At 70.0% G+C, this 24787-nt stretch carries 23 protein-coding genes and 1 pseudogene; 13 read left to right on the top strand and 11 right to left on the bottom strand.

Annotation, left to right across the window (positions count from 1 at the left end; translation table 11 throughout):
* Positions 1 to 31: 31 nt before the first annotated feature.
* The gene (locus KUTG_RS06205) at positions 32 to 1723 is read left to right on the top strand and encodes a glycoside hydrolase family 9 protein (RefSeq protein WP_052394097.1); all 1692 of its coding nucleotides are present in this window, start codon (positions 32 to 34) and stop codon (positions 1721 to 1723) included.
* On the opposite strand, the gene KUTG_RS06200 is transcribed toward KUTG_RS06205, so the two are convergent.
* From KUTG_RS06200 to KUTG_RS06160, 9 genes are read right to left on the bottom strand one after another with little or no spacing between them, the layout of a single operon-like run.
* A complete protein-coding gene (locus tag KUTG_RS06200) occupies positions 1724 to 2620 on the bottom strand; it encodes a BadF/BadG/BcrA/BcrD ATPase family protein (RefSeq protein WP_043715561.1) in 897 nt (298 codons plus the stop codon).
* Positions 2617 to 3627, bottom strand: coding sequence for an SIS domain-containing protein (locus tag KUTG_RS06195; protein WP_198047042.1), 1011 nt, complete (start codon positions 3625 to 3627; stop codon positions 2617 to 2619). Before KUTG_RS06195 ends, KUTG_RS06200 begins: the two co-directional genes overlap by 4 nt.
* Complete coding sequence (locus KUTG_RS06190; protein ID WP_043715559.1) at positions 3624 to 4385, bottom strand: GntR family transcriptional regulator; 762 nt, start codon at positions 4383 to 4385, stop codon at positions 3624 to 3626. Before KUTG_RS06190 ends, KUTG_RS06195 begins: the two co-directional genes overlap by 4 nt.
* A gap of 58 nt (positions 4386 to 4443) precedes the next feature.
* The gene (locus KUTG_RS06185) at positions 4444 to 5433 is read right to left on the bottom strand and encodes an NAD-dependent epimerase/dehydratase family protein (RefSeq protein WP_043715557.1); all 990 of its coding nucleotides are present in this window, start codon (positions 5431 to 5433) and stop codon (positions 4444 to 4446) included.
* On the bottom strand, positions 5430 to 6194 hold the full coding sequence (locus tag KUTG_RS06180) for a sugar phosphate isomerase/epimerase family protein (protein WP_198047041.1): 765 nt from the start codon (positions 6192 to 6194) through the stop codon (positions 5430 to 5432). Before KUTG_RS06180 ends, KUTG_RS06185 begins: the two co-directional genes overlap by 4 nt.
* On the bottom strand, positions 6191 to 7840 hold the full coding sequence (locus KUTG_RS06175; RefSeq protein ID WP_198047040.1) for an ABC transporter substrate-binding protein: 1650 nt from the start codon (positions 7838 to 7840) through the stop codon (positions 6191 to 6193). The genes KUTG_RS06180 and KUTG_RS06175 overlap by 4 nt, the downstream gene beginning before the upstream one ends.
* Complete coding sequence (locus KUTG_RS06170; RefSeq protein WP_043715553.1) at positions 7837 to 8853, bottom strand: ABC transporter ATP-binding protein; 1017 nt, start codon at positions 8851 to 8853, stop codon at positions 7837 to 7839. The genes KUTG_RS06175 and KUTG_RS06170 overlap by 4 nt, the downstream gene beginning before the upstream one ends.
* Positions 8850 to 10850 (bottom strand): dipeptide/oligopeptide/nickel ABC transporter permease/ATP-binding protein, encoded by a 2001-nt coding sequence (locus KUTG_RS63265; RefSeq protein ID WP_084578955.1) that lies wholly within the window; start codon positions 10848 to 10850, stop codon positions 8850 to 8852. Before KUTG_RS63265 ends, KUTG_RS06170 begins: the two co-directional genes overlap by 4 nt.
* 2 nt (positions 10851 to 10852) lie before the next feature.
* Positions 10853 to 11827, bottom strand: a complete 975-nt coding sequence (locus KUTG_RS06160) for an ABC transporter permease (protein WP_043715551.1) — start codon at positions 11825 to 11827, stop codon at positions 10853 to 10855.
* A gap of 204 nt (positions 11828 to 12031) precedes the next feature.
* On the opposite strand from KUTG_RS06160, the pseudogene KUTG_RS66000 reads away from it, so the two are divergent.
* Both KUTG_RS66000 and KUTG_RS60830 read left to right on the top strand, forming a co-directional pair.
* Positions 12032 to 12262: pseudogene (locus KUTG_RS66000) on the top strand (alcohol dehydrogenase catalytic domain-containing protein); the annotation flags it as partial.
* Between the two features lie 208 nt (positions 12263 to 12470).
* Positions 12471 to 12959, top strand: coding sequence for a zinc-binding dehydrogenase (locus KUTG_RS60830; protein ID WP_198047039.1), 489 nt, complete (start codon positions 12471 to 12473; stop codon positions 12957 to 12959).
* On the opposite strand, the gene KUTG_RS06150 is transcribed toward KUTG_RS60830, so the two are convergent.
* Complete coding sequence (locus KUTG_RS06150) at positions 12949 to 13701, bottom strand: GntR family transcriptional regulator (protein WP_043715549.1); 753 nt, start codon at positions 13699 to 13701, stop codon at positions 12949 to 12951. The two genes, KUTG_RS60830 and KUTG_RS06150, sit on opposite strands and share 11 nt — an antisense overlap.
* Positions 13702 to 13806: 105 nt before the next feature.
* On the opposite strand from KUTG_RS06150, the gene KUTG_RS06145 reads away from it, so the two are divergent.
* The 3 genes from KUTG_RS06145 (at position 13807) to mgrA (ending at position 16616) form a co-directional block, all read left to right on the top strand.
* Positions 13807 to 14730, top strand: coding sequence for an aldo/keto reductase (locus tag KUTG_RS06145; protein ID WP_043728436.1), 924 nt, complete (start codon positions 13807 to 13809; stop codon positions 14728 to 14730).
* Between the two features lie 94 nt (positions 14731 to 14824).
* Positions 14825 to 15481 carry a Crp/Fnr family transcriptional regulator gene (locus KUTG_RS53000; RefSeq protein WP_052394095.1) on the top strand — a complete coding sequence of 219 codons (657 nt, stop codon included), beginning with the start codon at positions 14825 to 14827 and terminating at the stop codon, positions 15479 to 15481.
* 148 nt (positions 15482 to 15629) lie between these two features.
* A complete protein-coding gene (gene mgrA / locus KUTG_RS06135; protein WP_043715547.1) occupies positions 15630 to 16616 on the top strand; it encodes an L-glyceraldehyde 3-phosphate reductase in 987 nt (328 codons plus the stop codon).
* A gap of 59 nt (positions 16617 to 16675) precedes the next feature.
* On the opposite strand, the gene KUTG_RS06130 is transcribed toward mgrA, so the two are convergent.
* Entirely contained in the window at positions 16676 to 17506 is an 831-nt protein-coding gene (locus tag KUTG_RS06130; protein ID WP_043715545.1) for a glycosyltransferase family 2 protein, read from the bottom strand.
* A gap of 249 nt (positions 17507 to 17755) precedes the next feature.
* On the opposite strand from KUTG_RS06130, the gene KUTG_RS06125 reads away from it, so the two are divergent.
* From KUTG_RS06125 to KUTG_RS06095, 7 genes are read left to right on the top strand one after another with little or no spacing between them, the layout of a single operon-like run.
* On the top strand, positions 17756 to 18571 hold the full coding sequence (locus KUTG_RS06125) for a glycosyltransferase family 2 protein (RefSeq protein ID WP_157494356.1): 816 nt from the start codon (positions 17756 to 17758) through the stop codon (positions 18569 to 18571).
* Positions 18568 to 20715, top strand: a complete 2148-nt coding sequence (locus tag KUTG_RS55270) for a glycosyltransferase family 2 protein (protein ID WP_063753488.1) — start codon at positions 18568 to 18570, stop codon at positions 20713 to 20715. The genes KUTG_RS06125 and KUTG_RS55270 overlap by 4 nt, the downstream gene beginning before the upstream one ends.
* On the top strand, positions 20712 to 21053 hold the full coding sequence (locus tag KUTG_RS06115; protein ID WP_052394093.1) for a hypothetical protein: 342 nt from the start codon (positions 20712 to 20714) through the stop codon (positions 21051 to 21053). Before KUTG_RS55270 ends, KUTG_RS06115 begins: the two co-directional genes overlap by 4 nt.
* Positions 21050 to 22288 (top strand): lipopolysaccharide biosynthesis protein, encoded by a 1239-nt coding sequence (locus tag KUTG_RS06110; RefSeq protein ID WP_052394091.1) that lies wholly within the window; start codon positions 21050 to 21052, stop codon positions 22286 to 22288. The genes KUTG_RS06115 and KUTG_RS06110 overlap by 4 nt, the downstream gene beginning before the upstream one ends.
* Entirely contained in the window at positions 22285 to 24012 is a 1728-nt protein-coding gene (locus KUTG_RS06105) for a hypothetical protein (protein WP_198047038.1), read from the top strand. Before KUTG_RS06110 ends, KUTG_RS06105 begins: the two co-directional genes overlap by 4 nt.
* A complete protein-coding gene (locus tag KUTG_RS65660; RefSeq protein WP_043715541.1) occupies positions 24009 to 24536 on the top strand; it encodes an acyltransferase in 528 nt (175 codons plus the stop codon). Before KUTG_RS06105 ends, KUTG_RS65660 begins: the two co-directional genes overlap by 4 nt.
* The gene (locus tag KUTG_RS06095) at positions 24533 to 24748 is read left to right on the top strand and encodes a hypothetical protein (RefSeq protein WP_043715539.1); all 216 of its coding nucleotides are present in this window, start codon (positions 24533 to 24535) and stop codon (positions 24746 to 24748) included. The genes KUTG_RS65660 and KUTG_RS06095 overlap by 4 nt, the downstream gene beginning before the upstream one ends.
* Positions 24749 to 24787 lie beyond the last annotated feature (39 nt).

The following is a 24787-nucleotide window of genomic DNA, read 5'->3' as shown; positions in this document are numbered from 1 at the left end:
CCAAGGCGGGCCGTGGGCTACCGTCGGTGCGGTGCCGACCACGATCCTGACCAGTCACCTCGGCTACGACTCCGCCGGCAGCAAGAAGGCCGTGCTGCTGCACACCGAACCCACCGAGATTCGCTCGGCAGCGTTGGTGGGCGCGGACGGCACGCGGCTGGAGCTGACGCCGGGTCCCGAGGTGACCGTGGACCGCTGGTCGGTCGGCTCCTTCCGCCGTCTCGACTTCAGCAGCGCCCGCGAGCCAGGCACGTACCAGGTCGAGATCGGGACGGCGGAAGGACTTCAGCGCTCGCTGCCGTTCGCCGTCGCCGACAAGGCCGTGCCGGCCACCGCGATGTCCGACTGCGTCAACTACTTCCGCGCGGTCCGCTCCACCGGCGAGATCGACCGCAAGGACCGCGCCGCCCGCTTCTACGACGACGACTCGGGCCGCACGGTCGACGCCCGCGGCGGCTGGCTGGACGCCTCCGGCGACTTCAGCAAGTTCCTCAGCCACCTCACGTACACGCGGATGATGAGCCCGCAGCAGATCCCGTTGTGCGCGTGGGCCTTCTTCGCCGCCCGGGACAACCTGCGCGCCACCGACCCGGCCCTGTCCGACGCGCTGGGGGCGAAGCTGCGGGACGAGGGCCTGCACGGCGCCGACTTCCTGGTTCGCTTCCAGGCGCCCGAGGGCTACTTCTACACCGGCATCTTCGACGCGCTGACCAAGAACCTCGACGAGCGCGTGATCAACGCTCCGCTCCAGGACAGCGTCCGCACCCAGCGCTGGCAGGCCGCCTTCCGTCACGGCGGGGGTCTGGCCGTCGCCGCCTTGGCCCGGGCCTCGATGTCCGAGGTCAGCGGCGACTTCACCCAGGCCGAGTACCTGCGGACGGCCCGCCGCGGCTTCGATCACCTGCGGGAGCACAACACCGAGTACAGCTTCGACGGCACCGAGAGCGTCATCGACGACTACTGCGCCCTGCTGGCCGCCGCGGAGCTGGTCAATGCCGGTGAAAGCCTGGTGTCGGCGGCGGAATCCCGGGCCACGTCGCTGATCTCCCGCTACACCAACGGTCCCGGCTTCGGCTACCTCGTCGGCGACGTCGAGGGCCGGCCGTTCTTCCACGCCGCCGAGCCGGGCCTGCCGATCATCGCGTTGCTCCGCTTCGCCGAGGTCTGCCCCGACTCCCCGGTCGCCGCCCAGGCCCGCGTCACCGCGCTGGCGCTGGCCCGGGATGCCGTGCGCCTCAACGAGGAAGTGGACAACCCGTTCGGCGTCAACCGGCAGTACGTGCAGCCCAAGGGGGAGGAACCGCGCACCAGCTTCTTCTTCCCGCACGGCAACGAGACCGGCTACTGGTGGCAGGGCGAGAACGCCGGCATCTGCTCCGCCGCCTACGCCGCCCTGGTCACCGCCGCCCAGCCCGAGTGCGACGACGAACTGCGTGAGCGCCTTCAGGTGCTGGCCGACGACCAGGTGCACTGGGTGCTCGGCCTGAACCCGTTCGACAGCTGCATGTTGCAGGGCCGGGGCCGCAACACCCCCGAGTACCACGCCATCTTCAAGAACGTGCCCGGCGGCATCCTCAACGGCATCACCGCCGGGTTCGCCGACGAGCACGACATCGACTTCATGCCGCCCGCCCCGGTGGCCGCCGGCAATGCGTGGCGCTGGGCCGAGCAGTGGATCCCGCACTCCGCCTGGTTCCTGCTGGCGGCGTCCCTGCTGCGGTGATCAGTGTTGGGGCGTAAGCATTCGTAGCGCGAGGACCACACCGCCGGCCACCGGCGGCACGTCCAGCAGTCGCAGCGACAGCGAGGGGTAGAAGTCGGCCAGCCGGGCCCGGAACCGCTCGGCCAGGCGCGGCTGGTTGACGATCACGCTGCCCGCCGCCACCACCGTGTCGCCGACCGCGCCGCGGGCGATCAGCTGACACACCAACAGCTTCAGGCCTCGGGCCGCCTCGTCGACCACCCGCGCCGCCAACGTCGAACCCCCGTGGGCCGCCTCGAACACCGCCGCCGCGCCCGGACCCCAGTTCTCCGGCGTCGGCACATCGTTGACCGCCCGCGCCAGGGCCGGCGGGTCCGGGACCGCGTAGTGCTCCAGCAGCGCCCGCATCAGGCCGTCATCCGGCCGGCGATCGTCGTACGCCGCCAGGGCCGCCTTCGTCGCCTCCCGGACAATGGCCGGCGCACTCGCTTCGTCGCCGAGCACCCATCCCCAGCCACCCGCGTACAGCGCCGTGCCGTTGGCGTCCGCGCCGAGGGCGATGGAGCCCGTGCCGGCGATCACGCCGATGCCGCGCTCCAGTCCCGCCGCCGGCACCAGCAGCTGCGCGTCGTTGACCACCGTCGCCCGCACCCCAAGGGCCCCAAGCGCTTCCGCCAGCTCGTGGCAGTGCTGCTGCGTGTCGCACCCCTGCGCCCCGATGCCCGCGGCGACGATCTCGTCCTCCTCCGGCACCGCCAGCGACAGCACCGACCGCAGCCACCGCGCCGCCGCCCCCACCGGCGTCGCCGACCACGCGTCCGCCGGCCACTGGTGGTCGCCCACCACCTTCCCGTCCAGCGTCGCGACCCGCACCGCGACCTTCGTGCCTCCGACGTCGACCCCGACCACAACTCTCATAGTCCCGGCACCTTGATGTCGTTGTTGTGGAACACGAATTCCTCGATGGCCACGCCGCGGAGGGCGGCGACGGCCTCGACCAGGATCTGCACGACCACGATCTGGGCGATGGCGGCCTGTGCGGGAGACAGGGCCGGCAGGCGCACGGTGTGCACGAGCGGGCCGGCGTCGATGTCCTCGCTGGTCACGAGGATCGTCGGATGACCGGCCGCGGCCAGCGTCTCCGCGGCGGCGAGCTCGCGGTCGCCGCCGAACAGCACGTGCACGCCGCCACCCGCGGACTCCATGGAGCCGTGCAGGTACTGGCGGGTGCTCATGCCCGTGGACGGAATGCGCGCCACCTCACGGAACAGCAGCGCGCCGGCCTCGGCCGACCCCACGAACGGCCCCGCCCCGACGAAGTCCGCCGACGTCGCCGCGGCGAACAACGGGGCCAGCGCACGGATCCGCGGCCCCTGGTCGCGGTCGATGGTCGCCACCACGTCGCCGATGCACGCCCAACCGTCGTCGATCTTGCCTCCGTGCCAGGCGTCGGCGATCAGCCCCAGCGCCGCCACCGTGGCCGTGAAGCCGATGGTGGAGGCGTAGCTGTCGGCGATGTTGCCCAGATCGACCAGGCCCGACGCGAGGTCCGCGATCGGCGACGGCACCACGTTGACCACCGCGTACCGCTTGGCGAACGGGATCGTCTCCAGTACCGCCAGAGTCTCCGCGCTGCGCCCGCTCTGCGACACCCCGAACACCGGATGCGTGCTCGGCGGGAACGGCAGCGGATGGTCACCCGCCCCCAGCCGCCACGAGTGGATCCCCCGCGACCGCAGCGCCCACACCGGCGCACACGCCGCCGCCAGGCTCGCCCCGATCCCCACGAACACCGGTCCAGGACCGGAAAAACGACCCCCAGAGGCCAGCTCCGCCACCGAGCCGGCCAGACGGTCGACCGCCGCCGCCAGGTCCGCCGCCTGAGTGGCGCGGGCCCGCGTGTAGGCGATGAAGCCGTCGATCATGTCTGCTCCGTTCCTGCATTTCTCGTGAAGGACGTGCGCAGCCGGTAGCGGTCGCCCGCGTACCGGATGGTGGAGGACAGCAGCGGGCGGCCGGAGCGGTCCCGGACCACCTGGCGCATCTGCAGGATGGGCGTGGCCTCCGGCACGTCCAGGTGCTCGGCGACGGCCGCGGTGGCCGGGCGGGCCTCGATGGTGGTGTCGGCCTGGGCCAGCTGGAAACCGCGGCCGGAGACGATCTCGTAGAGGGACGCGGTGGTGAAGTCCAGCCGGCCGAAGTCCTCAGCGACGTCGGTGGGCAGCACGGACTCGTCCACGGCGATGGGCACGCCGTCGAGCAGGCGGACGCGGTCGAGGCGGAACAGCGGGGTGCCGGGCGCGATCTGGAAGGCCTCGGCCTCGTCAAAGCTGGCCGGGGCGGCCGCGGCGCGGAGCACGGTGGACGTGGGCGCCAGACCCATCCGGCGGGCGGTCTCGGAGAACGACTCCAGGGTGTTGGGCCAGTCGCCGCGCTCGGGTGAGGTGACGTACCAGCCGCGGCCGTGGGCCGAGCGCAGCACACCCTCGTCGACCAGCGCGGACAGGGCCTTGCGCAGCGTCACCCGGGAGATGGCCAGCTGCTGGCAGAGGTCCCGCTCCGGTGGCAGCCGCGCGCCGGGGCGCAGCTCGCCGTCCGCGATCCGCGTGCGCAGCAGCGACGCCGCCTGCGTCCACAGCGGCTCCGGGTAGGCGGCGGGCAGCACCGGCTGTTCGGCGGTCACACGGGCCCCTGCATCGGCTGTACCTCCTGTCGGCGGGTGACCAGAATACCAAGTGGTATTACTTTGGTCTTGTATCGGTCTGCTCGATGAGGCGATCGAACGCGGAATTCAGCTCCTCGTCGACCGAGCGCAACCGGGGCTCCTCGTCGTGGTGGGCGACCAGTTCCCGGGCGCCCTCCGCGAACGACACCGCCGGCGCGAAGTCCGGCACCAGGGACCGCAGCTTGCCGGTGTCGAAGAACATCGAGTGCCGGAAGTCCTCCTGGAGCACGTCCCGCCAGCCCGGCAGCACCTCGGCGATGGTCTCGCTGGACCGGTGCCGCAGCGCCGGTTCCCGCACGCCGGCGGCGGACGCCAGCTCCAGGTGGATCTGGTCCCAGGTCAGGATGTCCCCGGAGACCACGTTCACGCTCTCGCCGACGGCGTGCCCGTTGCCCAGCAGCGGCACGAAGGCCCGCGCGAAATCCCGGGAGTGCATCAACGTCCACAGCGAGGTGCCGTCGCCGTGCACGACGACGGGCTTGCCGGCCCGCATCCGGTCGATCGCGGTCCAGCCGGCCAGCACCGGCACCACGGTCCGGTCGTAGACGTGCGCCGGCCGGATGATCGTCAGCGGGAAGCCGCTGTCCCGGAAAGCGTTCTCCAGGAACACCTCGCACGTGATCTTGCCGCGGGGATAGCCGAACACCGGCTGCCGGCGCGGCGTCGACTCGGTCACCGGCAGCTGCGGCACCGGCCTAGCGAACACCGAGCAGGTGCTGATGAACACGTACTGCCCGGTGCGCCCGGCGAAGACCTCCGGATGCGCACGAACATCGTCGACCGTGAAGCCGACCCAGTTCACGACCGCGTCGAAGTCCTCGTCGTCCAGGGCGTGCCGCAGCTGCTCGGCGTCCCGGACGTCGGCCCGCAGCGCGCGGACCCCGGGCGGCGGCTGCCGCTTCGGTTCGGTGCGCGTGACGACGGTGACGTCCAGACCGGAGGCCACCGCCTCGTCCGCGCAGGCGGAGCCGATCATGCCGGCCCCGCCCAGGAACAGCACCTTCATCGCGCCCCCAACGAGAGCCCGTTGCCGACCAGGTGGTCATAGCTGCGTTGCAGCGCCTCGAACGTGTCGATGTGCAGCCGTTCCAGCTCGACGATGTGCCAGCGCAGCCCGGACGGCACGGACAGCGTTGTGCGCCAGTCGATCCGACCCTCGCCGATCGGCACCATCACGTCGTCTTCGTAGCTGAGGGCCGGCCCGTCCTTGATGTGGATGAACCGAACGCGGTCGCCGAGCCGGGTCAGGATCTCGGCCGGATCGGCGCCGCCGAGGACCGCCCAGTACGCGTCGAGCTCCAGCAGCACCCGCTCGTCCATCGATGCCAACAACAGGTCGTAGGCCTGCACGCCGTCGAAGAACTGGGAGAACTCGGCGAAGTGGTTGTGGTAGGCGATCTTCATGCCCCGGGCGGCGGCGTGCTCGGCCGCCACGTTCACCCGCTGCACGCCGCGCTTGATCGCGTCCGGCGAGTCGAACTCCTCCCGTTCCATGCTCCACACCAGGACCTCGGCGCCCAGCTCCTGGTTCTGGTCCAGGATGGACTCCGCGTCCGGGCCGGCCGGGAACGGCACGTGCGCGCTCGTCACGGCCAGCCCGGCCGCGTCCAGCGCGCCCCGTACCCGCGCCGGACCGAAGTGCTCGACCAGGCCGTAGGTCTCGACGCCCCGGTAGCCGATCTCGGCCAGCCGGGCCAACGTGCCGTCGAGATCGGCGCGGGCCTGATCGAGCACCGTGTACGCCATGACGGCGAGATCGGCGGTCACGCCGGCTTCAGCCTCAGCGCCACCACCACGTTGGGCACCGCGGTGAAGTAGGGGCTGTTCTCGTCGGGGAAGCCGGTCACCTTGGCGGTGCTCCAGCTGCTGTAGGAACCCCAGTAGAACATGGGGATCCACGGCAGCTTCTCCACGAACACCTTCTCGATCTTGTCCAGGATCTGCTGCCGCTGCTCGTCGGTGGTGGCCAGGGGGTACTGCTTGAACAGCTCGGCCGCCTCGTCGTCCTTGAACCGCTCGATGTTCTGGAACGAGGGCGTGGACTGGCCGATCGGGTAGTACAGGTTGGGGTTGATGGTGTCGTTGTAGAACGAGAACGCCCGCGGCGTCGGGCTCACCGGATAGCCCATGGTGGAGTCGAAGTCGCCCTTGGCCGTGCGCGGGTTGATGTCGTCCACGGTGGTGGTGTCGATGTTCAACTTGATGCCGATGTCCTTGAGCTGCGACACCAGCACCTGCACGCGCGCGGCGATCTCGGTGTAGGAGGCCGGGAAGCTGCAGCTGAACTCGACCCGCTTGCCGCCCTTGGCGTAGTAGCCGTCGCTCGCCTTGGCGTAGCCGGCGGCCTCCAGGGTCTGCATGGCCTTGTTCTTGTCCTCGACGAAGCCGACCCCGTCGTAGGCCTTGGCCACCGAGGACTTGTAGGTCGGCAGCGGCAGGCCGGTGACGCTGGTCGCCGGCTGCTCGCCGCTGGCCGCGGCCACCTGCTTGCGGTTCACGCCGAGGCTGATCGCCTTGCGCACCGCGATGTCCGACAGCGGCCAGCGCTCCAGGTTCGGGATGAGGCCGTCGGTGCCGGCCCGCGGCGCCCAGAAGTGGTAGTTCTTGTTCTTGGACGTGAAGGTCTTGTCCGCGTTGGCGATGTAGGCGCCGGCCCAGTCGGCCTGGCCCTGCACCATCGCGTTGGTGATGGTGGAGTTGTCCTTGTACGGCACGAAGCGGATCGCCGCGATGGCCGCCTTGGTCTGCCAGTAGTCGTCGTTGCGGGTCAGCAGCAGGCTCTGCGGCGAGAACGTGCCGATCTTGAACGCGCCGGTGCCGACCGGGTTCGGGTCCTGGTAGGTGGTGGGGTCCTTGACCGACTCCCACAGGTGCTTGGCCACGATCGGCGCCGACACGATGCTCGGGAACAGCTGTTGCGACGGGTCCTTGAAGGTGAACACGACCTTGTTCGGCGCCGGCGAGCTGACCTCGTTGTCGGGCACGCCCTGCAGGTTCAGCGCCGGGTACTTCTTCAGCATCTGGTAGGAGAACACCACGTCATCGGCCGAGAACGGCTTGCCGTCGGACCACTTCACGTTGTCCTGCAACGTGACCGTGAACGTCTTGTTGTCGTCCGACCACTCCCAGGACTTGGCCAGCCACGGGATGTCCTTGCCGATGTCGGCGGTGTTGATCTGCACCAGCGGCTCGTAGATGAAGGAGCCGTTGTAGGTCACGCCGAGGGCGGTGTTCTCCAGGAACGGGTTGAACACCTGGGTGAGGTTGTCGGACTGGCCCGCGACGGTGACGGTCAGGCCGTTGGCCGACGACGACGAGCCGCCGGGCGAGCAGGCGGCCAGCGCGAGGCCGCCGGCGGTGGCGAGCATGCCCGCCAACAGGTTCCTTCTGGTGAGCTGAACCGGGGTGGTCACTGCGCATCGGGCCTTTCTGACGCGGCGGGCTCAGGGTTGTCCGCGTACAGCCAGCACCGTGCGGTGTGGCCGTCGGCGAGTTCGAAGGGCGGCGGTTTTTCTTCCCTGCAGCGGGCCATGGCGAAGGGGCAGCGCGGGTGGAACCGGCAGCCGCTGGGCGGGGAGATCAGGCTCGGCGGCTGCCCGATGTCCTTGACCCGCTTGACATCCGTGCGGGACGGATCGGGCGCGGAGGAGATCAGCAGCTGCGTGTACGGGTGCGCGGCCTGCTGGGTGACGGTCTCCGACGGGCCGGTCTCCACGATCTCGCCGGCGTACATCACGGCGGTGTCGGCGGCGAAGTAGCGGGCCGAGGCGATGTCGTGGGTGACGTAGAGCATGGCCACGTCACGCTCCTCGGTCAAGCGCCGCAACAGGTTGAGGATGCCCAGCCGGATCGAGACGTCCAAACTGGACACCGGCTCGTCGGCCAGGAACACCTCGGGGCTCGCCGCCAGCGCGCGGGCGATGGAGACCCGCTGGAGCTGGCCGCCGGACAGCTCGTGCGGGAACTTCTGGGTGAACTGCCGTGGCGGCGCCAGATTGGTCTGGGTCAGCAGGTCGTCGATCACGGCCAGCTGCTCGTCACCGCCCTTGCCGGCGTGGTGGATGGACACCGCGCGGCGCAGCGTGCTGGCGATCGAGGCGACCGGGTTGAACGAGGCGAACGGGTCCTGGAGGATCAGCTGCACCTTGCTGACGTGCTCGCGGAACGCCTTGCCCTTGGTGGCCTGCACGGGGTTTCCGTGCAGCCGGATCTCGCCGCTGGTCAGCGGGTAGAGCTGGGCCAGCAGGCGGGCCAGGGTGGACTTTCCCGAGCCGGATTCGCCGACCAGGGCGGTGATCCGGCCCGAGTAGAGCTTCAGCGACACGTTGTCCACGGCGTGCACGACCCGCCCCGCGCCCCGCTTGACCAGGCCGCGCACCGGGAAGTGCTTCGTGACGTCGACGGCCTCCAACACCGGTGCGGTCATGCGCTCTCACCCATCTTCACGACGTGGTCGTCGGAGTACAGCAGGCAGGCGGCCGAGGACGCCCCGATCTGGTACAGCCGCGGCTCGTGCTCGGCGCAGGCGTCGAAGGCGGCCGGACAGCGGGGCCGGAACGAGCAGCCGCTGGGCAGCCGGCGCAGGTCCGGCGGCGAGCCGGGAATGCCCGACAGCTCCTTCTTCGGCCCGCTCAGCGTCGGGAACGACTCCAGCAGGCCACGGCTGTACGGGTGCTGCGGCCGCTCGTGGAAGTCCTGTGCGGCAGCCATTTCCACGATCTTTCCGCCGTACATCACGGCGATCGTGTCGGACATCTCGATCAGCAGCGACAGGTCGTGGGTGATGAAGATGACCGAGAAGCCCAGCCGGTCCTTGAGCTCCATGATCTTGTCGATGATCTGCCGCTGGATCACCACGTCCAGCGCGGTGGTCGGCTCGTCCATGACGATGATCTCCGGGTCGAGCGCCAGCCCGACCGCGATCATCGCCCGCTGCCGCATGCCGCCGGACAGCTCGTGCGGGTAGGAGCCGGCGCGGTCGGCGGGAATGCCCACGATGCCCAGGAGTTCCACCACCCGGGCGGCTCGTTCCGGTGCGGCCATGCCGGGCCGGTGGGCCACCAGGGCGTCCTCGATCTGCTCGCCGACACGCATGATCGGGTTGAGCGCGTGCATCGCCGACTGGAAGACGATGGACAGCTCCTCCCAGCGGAAGGCCCGCAGCTGCTCGTCGTCCATGGCCAGCACGTCTACAGTGGACCTGTCCGCGTTGGTGTAGCGGATCTCGCCCTGCGGGATGTCGGCCGGCGGCTTGTGCAGCCGGGTGATGGCATAGGCCAGAGTGGACTTTCCGGAGCCGGACTCGCCGGCGATCCCGAGGACTTCCCCCCGCCTCAAGGTGAACGACACGTCGTCGACGGCGGTGGTGGCGCCGTAGTTCACCTTGAGGCCGCGGACGTCCAGTACGACGTCCGTGCTGTCGGCCGTGAACGGCGCGCCCGCGGGCCGCGGCTGCCGGTCGCCGGAAAGCCTGACCCGCTTGGTTCGGCGACGGGAAACCTGGGCCCGCTGCGCCTTCAAGGTGGCGATGCCGGCCTGTCGCAGCCGCGGGTTGATGAACTCGTCGATGCCGAAGTTGACCAGCGACAGCGCGGTGCCGATGAGCGCGATGGCCAGCCCGGCCGGCACGAACCACCACCAGGAGCCGGTGAGCAGTGCGCTGTCGGCCTGCGCCCAGTACAGGATCGTGCCCCACGACCACTGCGTGACGTCGGTCAGGCCGAGGAACGCCAGGCTGGCCTGGGTCAGGATGGCCGCGGTCACCGTGCCCAGGAAGGCCGCGGCGATCACCGCGAGCTGGTTGGGCAGGATGTCCCGCAGGATGATCTTCGACGTGCGCTCGCCGGTGGCCCGCGCCGCCTCCACGAAATCCCGCTTGCGCAGGGACAATGTCTGGGCTCGTAGCACCCGGGCGCCCCAGGCCCAGCCGGTCAGCGAGATCACCAGGATGATGCCCAGCGAGCCGCTGTGCGGGATGTAGGCGGCCAGGATGATGGTCAGCGGCAGGCCCGGCAGCACCAGGAACACATTGGCCAGCAACGACAACAGCTCGTCGCTCGTGCCGCCGAGATAGCCGGCGGTGATGCCGACCAGCACCGACAGGACGGTGGTGATCACCGCCGAGCCCAGCCCGACCAGCATCGACGCCTGCGCGCCGTAGAGCACCTGGGACAGGATGTCCTGGCCGTTCTGGGTGGTGCCCAGCCAGTGGTCGAAGGACGGCGCAGCGGTGGCCGCGTCGCTGACCGCCGACGGGTCGTACGGCGCGATCCAGGGTCCGATCACCGCCAGCACGACAAAAACGAGCGTGATGATCACGCCGGTCAGGGTCAGCGGGGCGCGCAGCGCGCGCAGCCACAGCCGGCCCGCCTCGGGCTCGATGGGCTCGGTCGTCTCGGCGAGGACCGCGGGTTGCATGGCCATGATCAGCCCTCCCTCGTCCTCGGGTCGAGGAACACGTAGACGACGTCCGCGAGCAGGTTGGCCACCAGCACCATGATCGTGATCAGCAGGAAGATGGCCGACATCAGCGGGTAGTCCGCGGCCTGCGCCGCCTTGAACAGCGTGGTGCCGAGGCCGGGGTAGTTGAAGACCACCTCGGTGACGATGGAGCCGCCGATCACGAAGCCCAGCGACATCGCGAAACCCGACAGTGACGGCAGCATCGCGTTGCGGGCCGCGTATTTGTACATGACCCGGCGCCGGGACAGGCCCTTGGCCTCGGCCAGCCGCACGTAGTCCTCGGACAGCGTGGTCACCATCATGTTGCGCATGCTGATCAGCCAGCCGCCGACCGAGGTGATCACGATGGTCGCCGCCGGCAGCACCGCGTAGTACAGCGCGCTGGCGATGAAGTCGCCGCTGAAGCCGATGGTGGTGTCGACCGAGTAGCCGCCGGACAGCGGGAACCAGTTCAGCGTGATCGAGAAGACCAGCACGATGATGATGGCGAACCAGAAGTACGGGATGGACGACAGGAACGTGGTCACCGGTATCAGCGAATCCAGCCAGGTGCCGCGTTTCCAGCCGGCCAGGATGCCCAGGCCGGTGCCGATCACGAAACCCAGGATGGTGCAGGCCGTGATCAGGCCCAGCGTCCAGAACATGCTCTGGCCCAGCACCGTGCCCACGTCGGTCGGGTAGTAGGCGTAGGAGATGCCGAAGTCGCCGGTCAGGATGCTGTGCCAGTAGTTGAGGTACTGGGTCCACAGGCTGGCGTCCGGCTGTCCGAACAGGACCCGCAGGGCCTGGATGGCCGCCGGCCCGAGCTTGCCGTGGAACTGGTTGATCAGGTGCTCGGCCGGGTCGCCCGGCATGACCCGGGGGATCAGGAAGTTCAGGCTGATCGCGACCCAGGCCGTGAGCAGGTAGAAGCCGAGCTTCCTGAGCACGGTGCGCATGGCTCGGCTCCCTTCACGCCCTGACGGACGACGTACCAGATGCATACCACGGCATACCAGAGTGGACAGACGGCACGGTACTGTCTAGCGGCTGAACAGAGTAGTGACGGTATGAAACCGTGATGAGAGCATCCTGGGCAGGGTTCCGGCGTGCGACAGGTCACCAATCCACCGCATACCACTTCAAACCACTCGGAGACGAGCATGAGATTCAGCCAGCTGGTCGGACCGCGCACGTCCGAGGTCGTCGAGCGGCCCGATCCCACGCCGGCCGACCACCAGGTGCTGGTCGAGGTGCTGGCCTGCGGTGTCTGCACGTCGGACCTCTCGGCCTGGCGCGACCACGATCCGAGCGCGGCGCCGATGCGTCTCGGCCACGAGATCGCCGGGCGAGTGGCCGCCGTCGGCTCCGAGGCGACCCGGTGGAACGTCGGCGACCTCGTCACCGGGCTCGGCGGCGAGGGCTTCGCGTCACTGGCCGTAATGGACAGTGCCGCGCTGCTGCCCGTTCCGCCCGGTGTCGAGCCCGCTCACGCCCTCGGCGAGCCGGTCGCCGTCCTGGAGGAAGCGCTTTCCCGGTCGCCGGTCGCCGCCGGAAGCCGCGCCGCCGTGGTCGGTCTCGGCTTCATGGGGCTGGGTTCTGGTGCAGCTGGCCAAGCGGCATGCCCCCGGTCTGCTCGTCGGCGTCGACCCCGACCCGGCCCGCCGCGCGCGGGCCCTCGCCCTGGGCGCGGACCTCGCCTTCGCGCCCGACGAGGTTCCGGACGAACACCTCGGCACCCGGTTCGACGTGGTGCTGGAGGCCACCGGCGTGACGCCCGGCCTGGCCACCGCCGGCCGCCTGGTCCGGCCGTTCGGCACGCTCAACGTCGTCGGCTACCACCACACCGGCGACGCCAAGATGGACATGGACCTCTGGTACAAGGCCGTCACCGTGGTCAACGGCTTCTGCCCCGACCGCACCCGCACCATCGCCGCCATGGCGGTCGCCCTGGAGCTGATCGCCCAGCGCCGCTTCAGCTACGCCCCGCTGGTCACCCACTGGTACACCCTCGACCAGGTCGACGAGGCCTTCGCCGCGATGGCGGCCGCCGGCCCCGACTTCGTCAAGGGCGTGCTGGTCAACCCGTAGTCCGGCTGAACGACGTGCGCAGGCGGTAGCGCTCGCCGGCATAGCGGATCGTCGACGTGAACAGCGGCTCCTGGCCGGCGTTCAGGGCCAGCTGGTGCATGACGAGGATCGGCTCGCCCGGCTCGATCTCCAGGTGCCGGGCGGTGCGGTCGTCGGCCTTGGTGGCCTCGATGGTCGAGTCCGCCCGCACCGGCTCCACGCCGGCCTCGGCCAGCGCCGCGTACAGGGACCGCTCGCCGAAGTCGAGCGTGGACAGGTACGGGGCCAGCGCCAGGGGCAGGCGGGTCAGGTCGAGGCCGATCGGCATGTTGTTGAGCAGCCGCACCCGTTCCAGCGTGAACAGCTGCGTGCCCGGCGCGATGCCCAGCTGCTCGGCCTGGTCGATGGTCGCCGGATCGACCCGGCTCTGCAGCACCTCGGAGCGCGGTCGCAGGCCCATTCGAGCGGCCGTCTCGGTGAACGACTCCAGGGTGTTGGGCCACTCCTTGCGTGGCTGCACCGCCTGGCTCACGTACCAGCCGCGGCCCCGAGACGCGCTCAGCACGCCTTCCTCGACCAGGTGCCCGAGCGCGCGGCGCAGCGTGACCCGGCTGATGCCCAGCTGCTGGCACAGCTCGCGTTCCGGCGCCAGGCGCATGCCCGGCTTCAGGATCCCGCGCTCGATCTCCCCGCGCACGAGGGTGACCGCCTGGATCCACAGCGGGTCCGGATACCCCGGCAGGACGGCGGACGAGTCGCTCATGCTTCGCGGAACCTCAGGGTCGGTGGCGGAAGATCCAGGATAGCCGGGCCGGAAGTGCCTCTCCAGCAGGCGCGCGGTCTCCGTTCTAGAGTCGGGGACGTGACGATGATCTACGGCTGCATGGGCCTCGGCGGAACCTGGGACGACGCCCCGTACACCGGCGCCGACGTCGACCTCGCCGAGCGGGCGGTGCACGCGGCGCTGGAGATCGGCGTCAGCTGGTTCGACCACGCCGACATCTACCGGGCCGGCAAGGCGGAGCAGGTGTTCGGCGAGGTGCTGCGGCGCGACCCGGGCCTGCGGGAACGGGTCCTGATCCAGACCAAGTGCGGGATCCGGCTGGGCGAGAGCGGCCTGCAGACCTACTACGACCTGTCCAAGCCGGCGATCCTGGAGCGGGTCGACGCCAGCCTGCGGCGGCTGGGTGTGGAGCGGGTGGACGTCCTCCTGCTGCACCGGCCCGACCCGCTGCTGGAGCCGGCCGAGGTCGCCGACGCGTACGGGGAGCTCCGCGCCGCCGGCAAGGTCGGGGCCCTGGGCGTCTCCAACATGTCCGCCGCGCAGATGTCCTTGCTGCAACGGCATCTGGACGAGCCGATCGTGGCCAACCAGCTGGAGATGAGCCTGCACCGGCGGGACTGGGTCGAGTCCGCGGTGCTGGTCAACCACCCCGAGGGCAGCGGCCTGAGCTTCACCGAGGGCACCGTCGAGTACTGCCGCGCCAACGACGTCCGGATCCAGGCGTGGGGCTCCCTGGCCCGGGGCATCTACAGCGGCGCCTCGCGAGCCGCCGCCGACGAGGCCGCGTACGACCTGGTCAACGCCATGGCGACGGAGAAGGGCACCACCGCCGAGGCCATCGTGCTGGCCTGGCTCATGCGCCACCCGGCCCGGATCGAGCCCGTGATCGGCACCGCCAACCCCGACCGCATCCGCGCCTGCGCCGACGCGGAGGCCCAGGCGGCCGCGATGACCGGCGTCGAGTGGTACCGCCTATGGACCGCCGCGCGGGGGCACGCCGTGCCGTGACGCCCCCCGCGTGGGCGGAAAATACGCCGCCGCTCGGGGGAAGGGTGCGCCGTGTCGTTCCCCGGAAGGCGGCCGACCTGGTAGCAACGGGGGCGTGGACTTCGAGACCGTGCGGGCCAAGCTCCGGGCGCATGGGCGGCCGGCCGCGTTCCGCGGCGGGGAGCTGCTGTGCCGCGCGGGCGAGGAGAGCCACGAGGTGCTGCTCATCGAGGCTGGCTCGGTGAAGATCGTGCTGCCCGGCCAGAACGGCGTCGACTCCATCCTCGGCTTCTACGGTCCCGGCGCGGTGCTGGGCGAGATGGGCGTGTTGTCCGGCGCCAGCCGCTCGGCCAGCATCGTCGCCCGCACCCACGGCCGGGCCGTGCACGTCGAGGGACAGCGCTTTCTCGCCCTGGCCGACGAGGACCCCGAGGTGCTGCGCTTCGTCACGGATCTGTTGCGGCACAGGCTGTCCCTGGCCGATCGGCGCCAGGAGTACCGGGCTTCCCTCGACGTGCCGGCCCGGCTGGCGCGGCAGCTGCTCGACCTGGCTCGGGAACTGGGCGAGCGGGCCGGGGCCGGCTGGGTGGTGCGCGGCGTCACGCAGGCGGAGTTGGCCCAGCTCGTGACGGCCTCGCCGAAGTCCGTGGAGTACGGCCTTGCCTTGCTGCGTCAGGAAGGCGTGCTGCTGACCGACCGCCGCTATTACCACATCGTCGACGCCGATGCCCTGGAACGCAAGCTCGCCGACCCGGGCTGGCGACCGGGCTGAACCGCGAGTCCCGCTCTCCAGCAGCTGAATGTCGAGTTCCGGAAACTCGACCCGCGGAGGCGAGAGTTCCATCCGGTTGCCCCGAGAGCGGGACTCGCGGCGGGTTAGGCTTCGACACGGAGTTGTCCGTGGTGATCAGGAGTGTCGAATGCCGTACGTCGCCGATGAAGCGCGCTACCGCGCCATGCCCTACCGCCGCGTTGGCCGCAGCGGCCTGAAGCTGCCGGCGGTCTCGTTGGGGCTGTGGCACAACTTCGGGGGCGTCGACCGGATCGAGACGCAGCGGGCGATCCTGCGCCGCGCGTTCGACCTCGGCGTCACGCACTTCGACCTGGCCAACAACTACGGCCCCCCGCCCGGGTCGGCGGAGGAGAACTTCGGCCGGCTGTTCGCGGACGACCTCAAGCCGTATCGCGACGAGATCCTGGTGTCGACCAAGGCCGGCTACCTGATGTGGGACGGTCCGTACGGCGAGTGGGGCTCCCGCAAGTACCTGGTGTCCAGTTTGGACGCCAGTCTGCGGCGCATGGGCCTGGACTACGTGGATGTCTTCTACCACCACCGGCCGGACCCGGAGACGCCGATCGAGGAGACCATGGGCGCGCTGCACTCCGTTGTGCAGCAAGGAAAGGCGCTCTACGTCGGCGTGTCGAACTACTCGGCGGAGCAGACCCGAGAGGCGGCGGCGGTGCTGAAGGAGCTGGGCACGCCGCTGCTGATCCACCAGCCGTCGTACTCGATGGTGAACCGCTGGGTGGAGGACGGCCTGCTCGACGTGCTGGACGAGGCGGGCGCCGGCTCGATCGCCTTCTCGCCGCTGGCCCAGGGCCTGCTGACCGGCCGGTACCTCAACGGCATCCCGGCCGACTCGCGCGCGGCCGGCGACAGCCCCTTCCTGACGAGCGAAGGCGTCGAGCGGCAGCTGGACCGGGTGCGGGCGCTGAACGACGTGGCCCAGGGCCGTGGTCAGACGCTGGCGCAGATGGCCATCGCCTGGGTGCTGCGCGGCGGCCGCGTGACCTCGGCGCTGGTCGGCGCGAGCAGCGTCCGGCAGATCGAGGACAGCGTGGGCGCGGCGGCCAACCTGGACTTCAGCGACGAGGAACTCGCCCTGATCGAGAAGCTGCTGGCGTAGCTGAGGCCTGTGGTGTCGAGTCTGCTGCCCGTTCGGCCGGGCAGCAGGCCCGCCATCGATCAGCCCGATTGCCGTGCGTAGTGGCCGGCCAGGAGAAACAGACCCTGCCGGCGCAGCCGCGAGGCCGGCGCGTTGACGGAGCTCAGCGCCCGGTCGACCGGGCGAACGCCGCCGATGTGGCGGGTGTACGAGCGTTGCTCGGCATACTCGGCCCGACCGGCCTTTCCGGACAGCGAGCCGGGCCGGACGCGGAAGGCGGCCAGGCTGTCGGCCATGCCGTGGAAGCCGCCGTGGTCGAGCATCCGCAGCCACAGGTCGAGGTCCATCGGGAAGCTCAGCCGGCCGTCGAAGCCGCCGACGGCCTCGAAGTGCTCCCGCCGGAACAGCACCGACCCGGGCTCGCCGACCGGATTTCCGCCGTCACGCACGATCCGCCGGGCCACCGCCGTCCGATCGTGCCGGCCGATCAGTCCGCGCAGCCCGCGCCCGGCGACCAGCCTGCGGCCGGTGTCGTCGACGAAATCACGCCGGCAGGCGGTCAGCGACAGATCGTGCCGGCCGATTAGCGCCTGATGTTGTAACCGCAAACAATCGGGTCGGAGAAGATCGTCCGCGCACAGAAGTTTCACCAGCGGCGCGCGGCTGTAATGGACGGCCAGGTTCCAGTTCTCGGCCAGTGGGAGAACCCGGGGGTTCCGTATCACCCGTACGCGGTAATCGTCGAATGAATGTGCAACAACTTCGGTGCGGTCGGTCGACGCGTTGTCGAGGACTAGCAGCTCGAAGTCGCCGAAATTCTGCGCCAGCACGCTGCGCATCGTCGCGCCAAGGAAGCGTTCCGCCTGGTAGGCGGGCACGCAGACGGAAACGGCAGGCGTCGCGGCCCTCATCGCGCCCTCACATCCGCGGTATCGGCTTCCCGGCCCAGACGTTACCTCCGATCGCCGGCACTCTTGACGTGAACAGGGTCACAACCGTCGTCAGCTGGGGTTAATGGCCGGGCGAGCTGGGGGTTCATTCCGCGTTCACGCGTCCGATCCGGTAGTTACTTAACGTCACCTCTGGACGTCACGTTCACTCGTCAGCATTATTCGGGACATGCCGTCCGAAACCCGTTCGTCGAGGCAGGCACTCAGACCATGACGCGTACTGAACGCCCCACCGTGACCATCGTCGTCCCGGCCCGAAACGAGGCCCGCAACCTGGAGCGGGTGCTGCCCGAGTTACCCGACGTGCACGAGGTCGTCCTGGTCGACGGGGACTCGGTCGACGACACCGTGGCGACCTCGCGCCGGCTGTTACCCGGCATCAGGGTCGTGCGGCAGACACGGCGCGGCAAGGGCAACGCGCTGGCCTGCGGCTTCCTCGCCGCCACCGGCGACGTGATCGTCATGTTCGACGCAGACGGCTCGGCCGACCCGGCGGAGATCCCGGACTTCCTGGCCGCGCTGACCGCCGGCGCCGACTTCGCCAAGGGCACCCGCTACGGCGCGGCCGGCGGCAGCGAGGACATCACGCCGCTGCGCAACCTGGGCAACGCCGGCCTCAACGGCATGTCCAACGTGCTGTTCCGGACCCGGTTCTCCGACCTGTGCTACGGCTACAACGCCTTCTGGCGGGACATCGTGCCGGTGCTGGACCTGCCGGCCGTCGAGCGCGTGGCGCGGGGCGACGGCCTGCTGTGGGGCGACGGCTTCGAGATCGAGACGGTGATCAGCTGCCGGGTCGTCGCCGCCGGACTGACGATCACCGAGGTGCCCAGCGTGGAGCGCCGCCGCATCCACGGCGAGAGCAACCTGCGCACCTTCAGCGACGGCTTCCGGGTGCTCAAGACGCTTCTCGCCGAGCGGAGACGGGCGACGCTGCTCGGGCGGGCCCGCAGAGCGGGCATCACCACCCTGCGGCCGCACCTGCCGACGCCCCGTTTCGACCTGGCGGAAGACCGCGCGTCGTGACGGTCACGGTCGTCGTCTGCGCCTACACCGAGCGGCGTTGGCCCGATATTGTCACGGCCGTCGAATCCGTTGCCGCGCAAACGATTCCGGTCGACCAGCTGCTGCTGGTGATCGACCACAATCCCGCGCTGGCCGCCCGCGCGGCCGGCATCGCCGGCGTCACCGTGCTGGCCAACGAGAATCGCCGCGGGCTGTCCGGGGCGCGCAACACGGCACTGGCCCATGCCGTCGGCGACATCGTGGTGTTCCTCGACGACGACGCGTCCGCGGCCTCGCCCGACTGGCTTGAGCTGCTGCTCGCCCCGTACGACAACCCCCTGGTCGCGGCCGTCGGCGGTGCGGCGACACCGCTGTGGCCGATCGAGCGGCCCGTCACCTTGCCGGCTGCCTCGGATCGCGGTGAGCTGGACTGGGTCGTGGGCTGCACCTATACGGGGCAACCGGTCCAGCTCGCCGAGGTCCGCAACCTCATGGGCTGCAACATGTCCTTCCGCCGCACGGTGTTCGAGGCCGTAGGCGGGTTCACCGAGGACATGGGCCGGGTCGGCACGGTGCCGGTCGGCTGCGAGGAGACCGAGTTGTGCATCCGGCTGCGGCAGCACGACCCGTCGGCGCTGATCGTGTTCGAGCCGCGGGCGCTGGTGCGGCATCGGGTCAGCAGCGACCGCCTGAGCTGGTCGTATCTGCGAAGACGGTCGTGGGGCGAGGGAATCTCCAAGGCCGCGGTGTCGCGGCTGGTCGGAGCCGGGGACGCGCTGTCGACCGAGCGCGCCTACACCACCCGGATCATCCCGGCCGCCTTCTTCCGCGAGCTGCTGCGACTGCACGTCGCCGGCGCCTTCGCCCTGGTCGTGTCGGTGTTGTTCGCCGCCGCCGGTTACGCCCGGGGGAAGTTGGTCCGCGCCGACCGTGAACTAGGGCCGGTGTCGGTGGGGGAGTGGGACCGATCCGTCGAGGACGCCCCACGGTTCCCTTATCCGGCAAGGGTTCTGGTGCGTGACGGGCTGACCGTGCTGGGGGAGGTGTCGGTCGCCGCCGGTGCGGAGCCCGACGGTTTGTGGGATCTGCCGGCCACCGAGGACGAGCGGTTCGCCACGCCGTCGGTGACGGTGGTCGTGCCCAGCGCCGGTCGGCCGGAGTTGGCGGCGCGGTGCGTGCGCTCGGTGTTGGCGACGGAGTATCCGCGGCTTGAGGTCATCGTGGTGGACAACCGGCCGGAAGTCCGTGCGCTGCAAGAGTTGGCCGCCTCCGACGATCGTGTCCGCTATGTGCCGGAACCCGTGCGGGGCTTGAGCAATGCCCGCAACCGGGGCGCGGCCGAGGCGTCCGGGGAGATCATCGCCTTCACCGACGACGACGCCGTGGTGGACCCGTTGTGGTTGGACCGGTTGGTGGCGGAGTTCTTCGACCCGGCCGTGGACTGCGTCACCGGGCTGGTGTTGCCGTACGCGTTGGAAACGCCCGCGCAGCAATGGTTCGAGCAGTGGGGCGGCTTCGGCAAGGGCTTCCGCCGCACCAGGTTCGACGCCCATGGCGCGTCAGGTTCGGACGATGCGCGGACCGGGCCCCTGTACCCCTTCGCCGCCGGCCTGTTCGGCTCCGGCAACAGCATGGCGTGGCGGGCGATGTCCTACCGTGAGCTCGGCGGCTGCGACCCTCTGCTCGGCGCCGGCAGCGCCACCAAGTCCGGCGAGGACCTGGAGCTGTTCATTCGGCTGCTGCGCAACAGTGGCGTGCTGGTCTACACCCCGCATGCCGTTGTGCGGCACGAGCATCGCCGTGGCCTGGACGAGCTCATCGGCCAGATGCGCGGCTACGGTACCGGTCTGCTGCCCCTGTTCGCCGTGTACGTCGGTCGCCGCCCGGTCGAGCTCCTGGCCGTCGCCCGCCGGATGCCCGGCGGGATCAGGCACTTCCTGGCCGGTGACTCGGCCCGTAACCGGGGCCGTGGCGCGGATTTCCCGCCGGAACTGTCCAAAGCGGAGCTTCATGGCGTGATCGCCGGTCCGTTCGCGCTGCTGCGTGGCCTGCTGACCGGGCCGCGCCGCCGTCTCGGCCTGCCCGAGCCTCAGGCCACCGCCGCCGTTCGTGCGGCGGAGGAGACCGCGCCGACGCCGCTGAAGCTGTTGCGGGGTGGGAAATGACCGACCTCGCTTACCGTAAGACCACCGCCATCGTTCTGCTCTCTATCGCCGCCTTGACCGCGCTCTCGGTGCTCATCGGCGTGAGCGGTCCGTGGCGATTGGCGCTGACCGTCCTCTTTGCACTGACTGTCCCCGGCTGGGCGGTGGCGGCGTATGTCCGGCCTTGGAACCAATCCTTCGTCTGGACGGTGGCAGTGGGCGTGAGCCTCGCCCTGTCGATCCTGTTGAGTCAGGCGATGTTGTCGCTGGGGTACTGGCATCCGGAGCGGGCGCTGCTGGGGTTTGCGCTGGTGAGCATGATCCCGCTGGTGCATCACATCATGCGGGGCAACCAGTGACGGCGACGGTCGACGACGGCCGGATGGTGCGAGACGGGATCGCGCTGTCGGCCGGGGCGGCGTTCACGTCGGTGGCGGGCCTGCTGGGATGGGTGATCTCGGCGAGGCTCGTGCCGACGGCGGAAGTGGGCCTGACGGCGGCGTTCACCTCAGGCTTCCTGCTGGTGTCGGGCGTGACGCAGGTGAGCCTGGGCCCGGCGGTGCTGCGCTGGCTGCCGAGGGCGGGCGGCCGGAGCGGGAAGCTGCTGCTGTGGACGTACGCGGTGGTGATGGCCGGGGCCCTGCTGGGATCGTTGGTGTTCCTGGCCTTCCCGGCCGGCCGGCAGGCGGCATTGGCGGTGCCGGGCTGGGGTGCGCCGCTGTTCGTGGTGGTGACGCTGGCCTGGGCGGTGCTCCAGTTCCAGGACCCGGTGCTGACCGGGCTGGACCGGGCCGGCGCGGTGCTGGTGAAGAACCTGGGCTTCGGTTTGGGCCGGATCGCGGTGCTGGTGCTGGCGGCATCCCTTGGGGCGCTGGGCATCCTGCTGTCGTGGGCGGTGCCGACCATCCTTGCGGTGCTGGGGGCGACAGTTGTTGTCGTGACGGCCTCACGACGGCGTGATCGGCGTCTGGAGCCCGGAATCCTGCCCACCAGGAGCGAAGTCGTCAGCCTGCTGGGCCCGACCTACCTGGCCTCGATCGGCCAGTCGCTGATGTACTACCTGGTGCCGCTGATCGTCACGGCCCGCTTTGGACCGGTGCCGGGGGCGGTGTTCTTCGTGGTTTGGACCGCCGTGAACGCGGTGGACGTGGCGGCGACCGGATTCGTGAACTCGCTGGTGGTGCGGATCGCGACGGAGCCGGCTCGGGCGAGGGAGCTCGTGCGGCTGGCCGGCAGCAGGCTGGCGGTCTTCTTCGGGCCGATGATCGTGGTCGGAGTGGTGCTCGCCCGGCCGCTGCTGAGCATTTTCGGTCCCGACTACGTGGAATTGGGCGGCACCGCGTTGATGCTGGTGCTGATCGGCTTCGCGCCTCGGCTGCTCATCCTGTTGGCCGTGGGCGTGTTCCAGGCCGACGGCCGGGGCATGCCGGTCGCGGCCTTCCAACTGGCGGGCGCGGCGGTGATGTTGCCGGTGGCGGCGCTGCTGCCGACCGGCGGCCTGGTTCCACTCGCCGTCGGGTTCCTCACCGTGCAACTGGCCGTGGCCGCCGTCGCCGCCTTGAGCCTGCGCCGACGACTGGAGATCGCTGCGTGACTCTCATGACTGTCGAGCGCCCCGTCGAGACCGGAAGCCGACAGTACACAAAGGACTGGCGGCCGCAGATGCTGACCGGTGCGGCGGTGCTGTGCTGGCTCATCGGTTTCCGCGAGATCGACCCGACGACGCTGGGCAGCCTCGGTCTGGTGCCGGCGCTGTCCCCGCTGCTGATGGTGGCGTATCCCCTGCTGGTGGCGGCGTTCACGATCGAGCTGCTGAAGAACCGCCGAACCGCCGTGCTCACGCTGATCACCGTGGTGGCGATCTTCGCGGTGTACGGCCTCCAGCCGGCGGTGGAACCGGCGGCCCGGCTGCCGGTGGCCTGGCTGCATTCCGGCTTCGCCAACTACATCGGCGCGCACGGCGACGTCCTGCACGACTTCGACACGAGGTTCAGCTGGCCCGGTTTCTTCGCCCTGCTGGCGTTTCTGACCGAGGCCAGTGGCCTGCACGACACGTCGGTGCTGCTGAACTGGGCGCCGGTGCTGCTGTCGGGGCTGGCGGTGCTGGGCGTGCGGGCGATCGCCGTCGCCGTCGTCGGCCCGGGTCGGGCGTCGTGGATCGCGGCCTGGATCTTCCTGGTTGCCAACTGGACCGAGCAGGACTACGCCTCACCCCAGGGCACCACGTACATCCTGCTGTTGGCCGCGCTGGCCATCACCTTCCAGCACCTGGTCAGCCCGAGCCCCCTGGCTGTTCCTCGCGCCGACATCCAGCGGCCCCCGGCACCCAACAACTCGGCCGGCGACCGGCTCCGTGCCGAGGGGCTCGTGGTGCTGCTGGCCATGGCCCTCGCCCCGACCCACCAGCTGACGCCGTACATGTTGGGCGGCCTGCTGATCGTGTTGGTGCTGTGGGGTCGGCTGTGGCCGCGTTGGCTGCCGGTCGTGGTGCTGGCCCTCGCGGTCGGTTGGTTCGTGTTGGCAGCGCGGGAGTTCTGGATCGGGCAGCTGAGCGTGATCACCGGTTCGATCGGTGATCTCAACTCCTCGGTGAGCCAGGGCATCGGCCAGCGTTTCGTCGGCAACGCCGGCCGTCAGGCGATCCTCCTGACCCGCATCGGCATCATGGGCGGGGCGACTTTGTTGGCGGCCGCCGGATTCCTCGTGCTGCGGCGAAGGGGCAGCAAATCCTTGGTGCTGCCGGCCCTCGCGTTGGCGTCGTTCGGGCTCGCCGTGTTGCAGCCGTACGGTGGCGAGATCTTCATCCGCTGCTACCTGTTCGCCCTCCCGTTCTTCGCGGTGCTGGGCGGCATTGCCCTGGACGCCCTCACCAAACGGTCCTACCTCACGGGAATCGCCCTCGGCCTGTCCATCCTGGCCACCGTCGCCGTTCGTGGCGGCAACGACGCGTACGTTGCTTTCACCAAGGCCGACGTGGACGTTGTGCAGAAGGCCTACGACCTTGCCCGCGACGGCCAGAGCATCGGCACGGTGGTGTCGTATGCCCCGTTGGAGTGGCAGCGTGTCGGGGATGTGCGCCAGGTGTCCGCCGAGGACGGTTGCACCGTCTTCCCGAACGGTGAATCTTGTGTCCTCAAGGCCAAGCTGGACTTCTTGGTGATCAACCATGCCCAGGACGCCTACGGCACTGTCTACTTCGGAGCCCCGCCCGGTTGGACCGGGGCCCTGGCCGACCGGTTGATCGCCGACGGCTACTACGAACGCGTAGCTTCCGAAGGCGACAGCCAACTGTTGCAACGTAAGGAAGGAAAGCGATGAGCCTCGCCCGGCGGCTGATCCGCGAGGCCCGCATCGACCTGTGGGCCGCCACGCTCGGCGTGCTGGTCAACACTGTGCTCGGCAGTAACCTCATCCCACGGCCGTTGCGGTGGCTCGGCTACCGGGCGTTCGGCACGAGGATCGACACCCCGAACATCTTCCCCGGTGCCAAGCTTCTCGGCCCGATGCGGCATGTCCGTATCGGTGCCGGCACTTTCGCCAACCGTGAGCTCTATCTGGAGGCCGTCGCCCCGATCGAGATCGGCCGTGACTGCCAGATCGGTCCGCAGGTGATGATCGTGACCTCCCACCACGACCGCACCCCGGACGGCGGCGTCTCCAAGGTTCCTCGCGGCCGCAGCGTCAAGATCGGCGACCGCGCGTGGATCGGCGCTCGGGCGATGATCCTGCCCGGCGTCACCGTCGGCGATGATGTCGTGATCGGGGCCGGTAGCGTCGTAACCCGAGACTGCCTCGAACCCGGCGTCTATGTCGGCTCCCCGGCGCGAAAGGTCGGCCCGTGAGCGAGACCGCGTTCGTCGTGTTGGCCGCCGTCTTGGGCCCGATCTGGCTCGCGGTCCTCGTCGTGCGGACCGTGCTGGCCGAGAAGGCCGCCGAACCCGGCCTGCCCTTGCGTCGCACCCGCCCGATCCGTCGGTTGGACGTCGTCGCCCTCGTGTTCGGCACGCTGTTGTTCCTGGCTCTCGTCGGCAGGATGATCGCCGCGCTGGCTTGACCACGTATGCTTCGGCCTCGTGGGAACGGGTTCAACCTG

It is taken from the genome of Kutzneria sp. 744 (assembly GCF_000568255.1).
Classification (GTDB): domain Bacteria; phylum Actinomycetota; class Actinomycetes; order Mycobacteriales; family Pseudonocardiaceae; genus Kutzneria.
The sequence above is the reverse complement of the archived record's forward strand: the minus strand, read 5'-3'. Positions and strand labels throughout refer to the sequence as shown.

Bases quoted from the DNA above. Each gene is read 5' to 3' on its own strand.
- KUTG_RS06200 (WP_043715561.1), bottom strand. From the start codon at position 2,620: ATGAGAGTTGTGGTCGGGGTCGACGTCGGAGGCACGAAGGTCGCGGTG.
- KUTG_RS06160 (WP_043715551.1), bottom strand. From the start codon at position 11,827: ATGCGCACCGTGCTCAGGAAGCTCGGCTTCTACCTGCTCACGGCCTGG.
- KUTG_RS06125 (WP_157494356.1), top strand. From the start codon at position 17,756: ATGACGCGTACTGAACGCCCCACCGTGACCATCGTCGTCCCGGCCCGA.
- KUTG_RS06145 (WP_043728436.1), top strand. From the start codon at position 13,807: ATGATCTACGGCTGCATGGGCCTCGGCGGAACCTGGGACGACGCCCCG.
- mgrA (WP_043715547.1), top strand. From the start codon at position 15,630: ATGCCGTACGTCGCCGATGAAGCGCGCTACCGCGCCATGCCCTACCGC.
- KUTG_RS06170 (WP_043715553.1), bottom strand. From the start codon at position 8,853: ATGACCGCACCGGTGTTGGAGGCCGTCGACGTCACGAAGCACTTCCCG.
- KUTG_RS06150 (WP_043715549.1), bottom strand. From the start codon at position 13,701: ATGAGCGACTCGTCCGCCGTCCTGCCGGGGTATCCGGACCCGCTGTGG.
- KUTG_RS65660 (WP_043715541.1), top strand. From the start codon at position 24,009: ATGAGCCTCGCCCGGCGGCTGATCCGCGAGGCCCGCATCGACCTGTGG.
- KUTG_RS06185 (WP_043715557.1), bottom strand. From the start codon at position 5,433: ATGAAGGTGCTGTTCCTGGGCGGGGCCGGCATGATCGGCTCCGCCTGC.
- KUTG_RS06130 (WP_043715545.1), bottom strand. From the start codon at position 17,506: ATGAGGGCCGCGACGCCTGCCGTTTCCGTCTGCGTGCCCGCCTACCAG.
- KUTG_RS06115 (WP_052394093.1), top strand. From the start codon at position 20,712: ATGACCGACCTCGCTTACCGTAAGACCACCGCCATCGTTCTGCTCTCT.
- KUTG_RS63265 (WP_084578955.1), bottom strand. From the start codon at position 10,850: ATGGCCATGCAACCCGCGGTCCTCGCCGAGACGACCGAGCCCATCGAG.
- KUTG_RS06195 (WP_198047042.1), bottom strand. From the start codon at position 3,627: ATGATCGACGGCTTCATCGCCTACACGCGGGCCCGCGCCACTCAGGCG.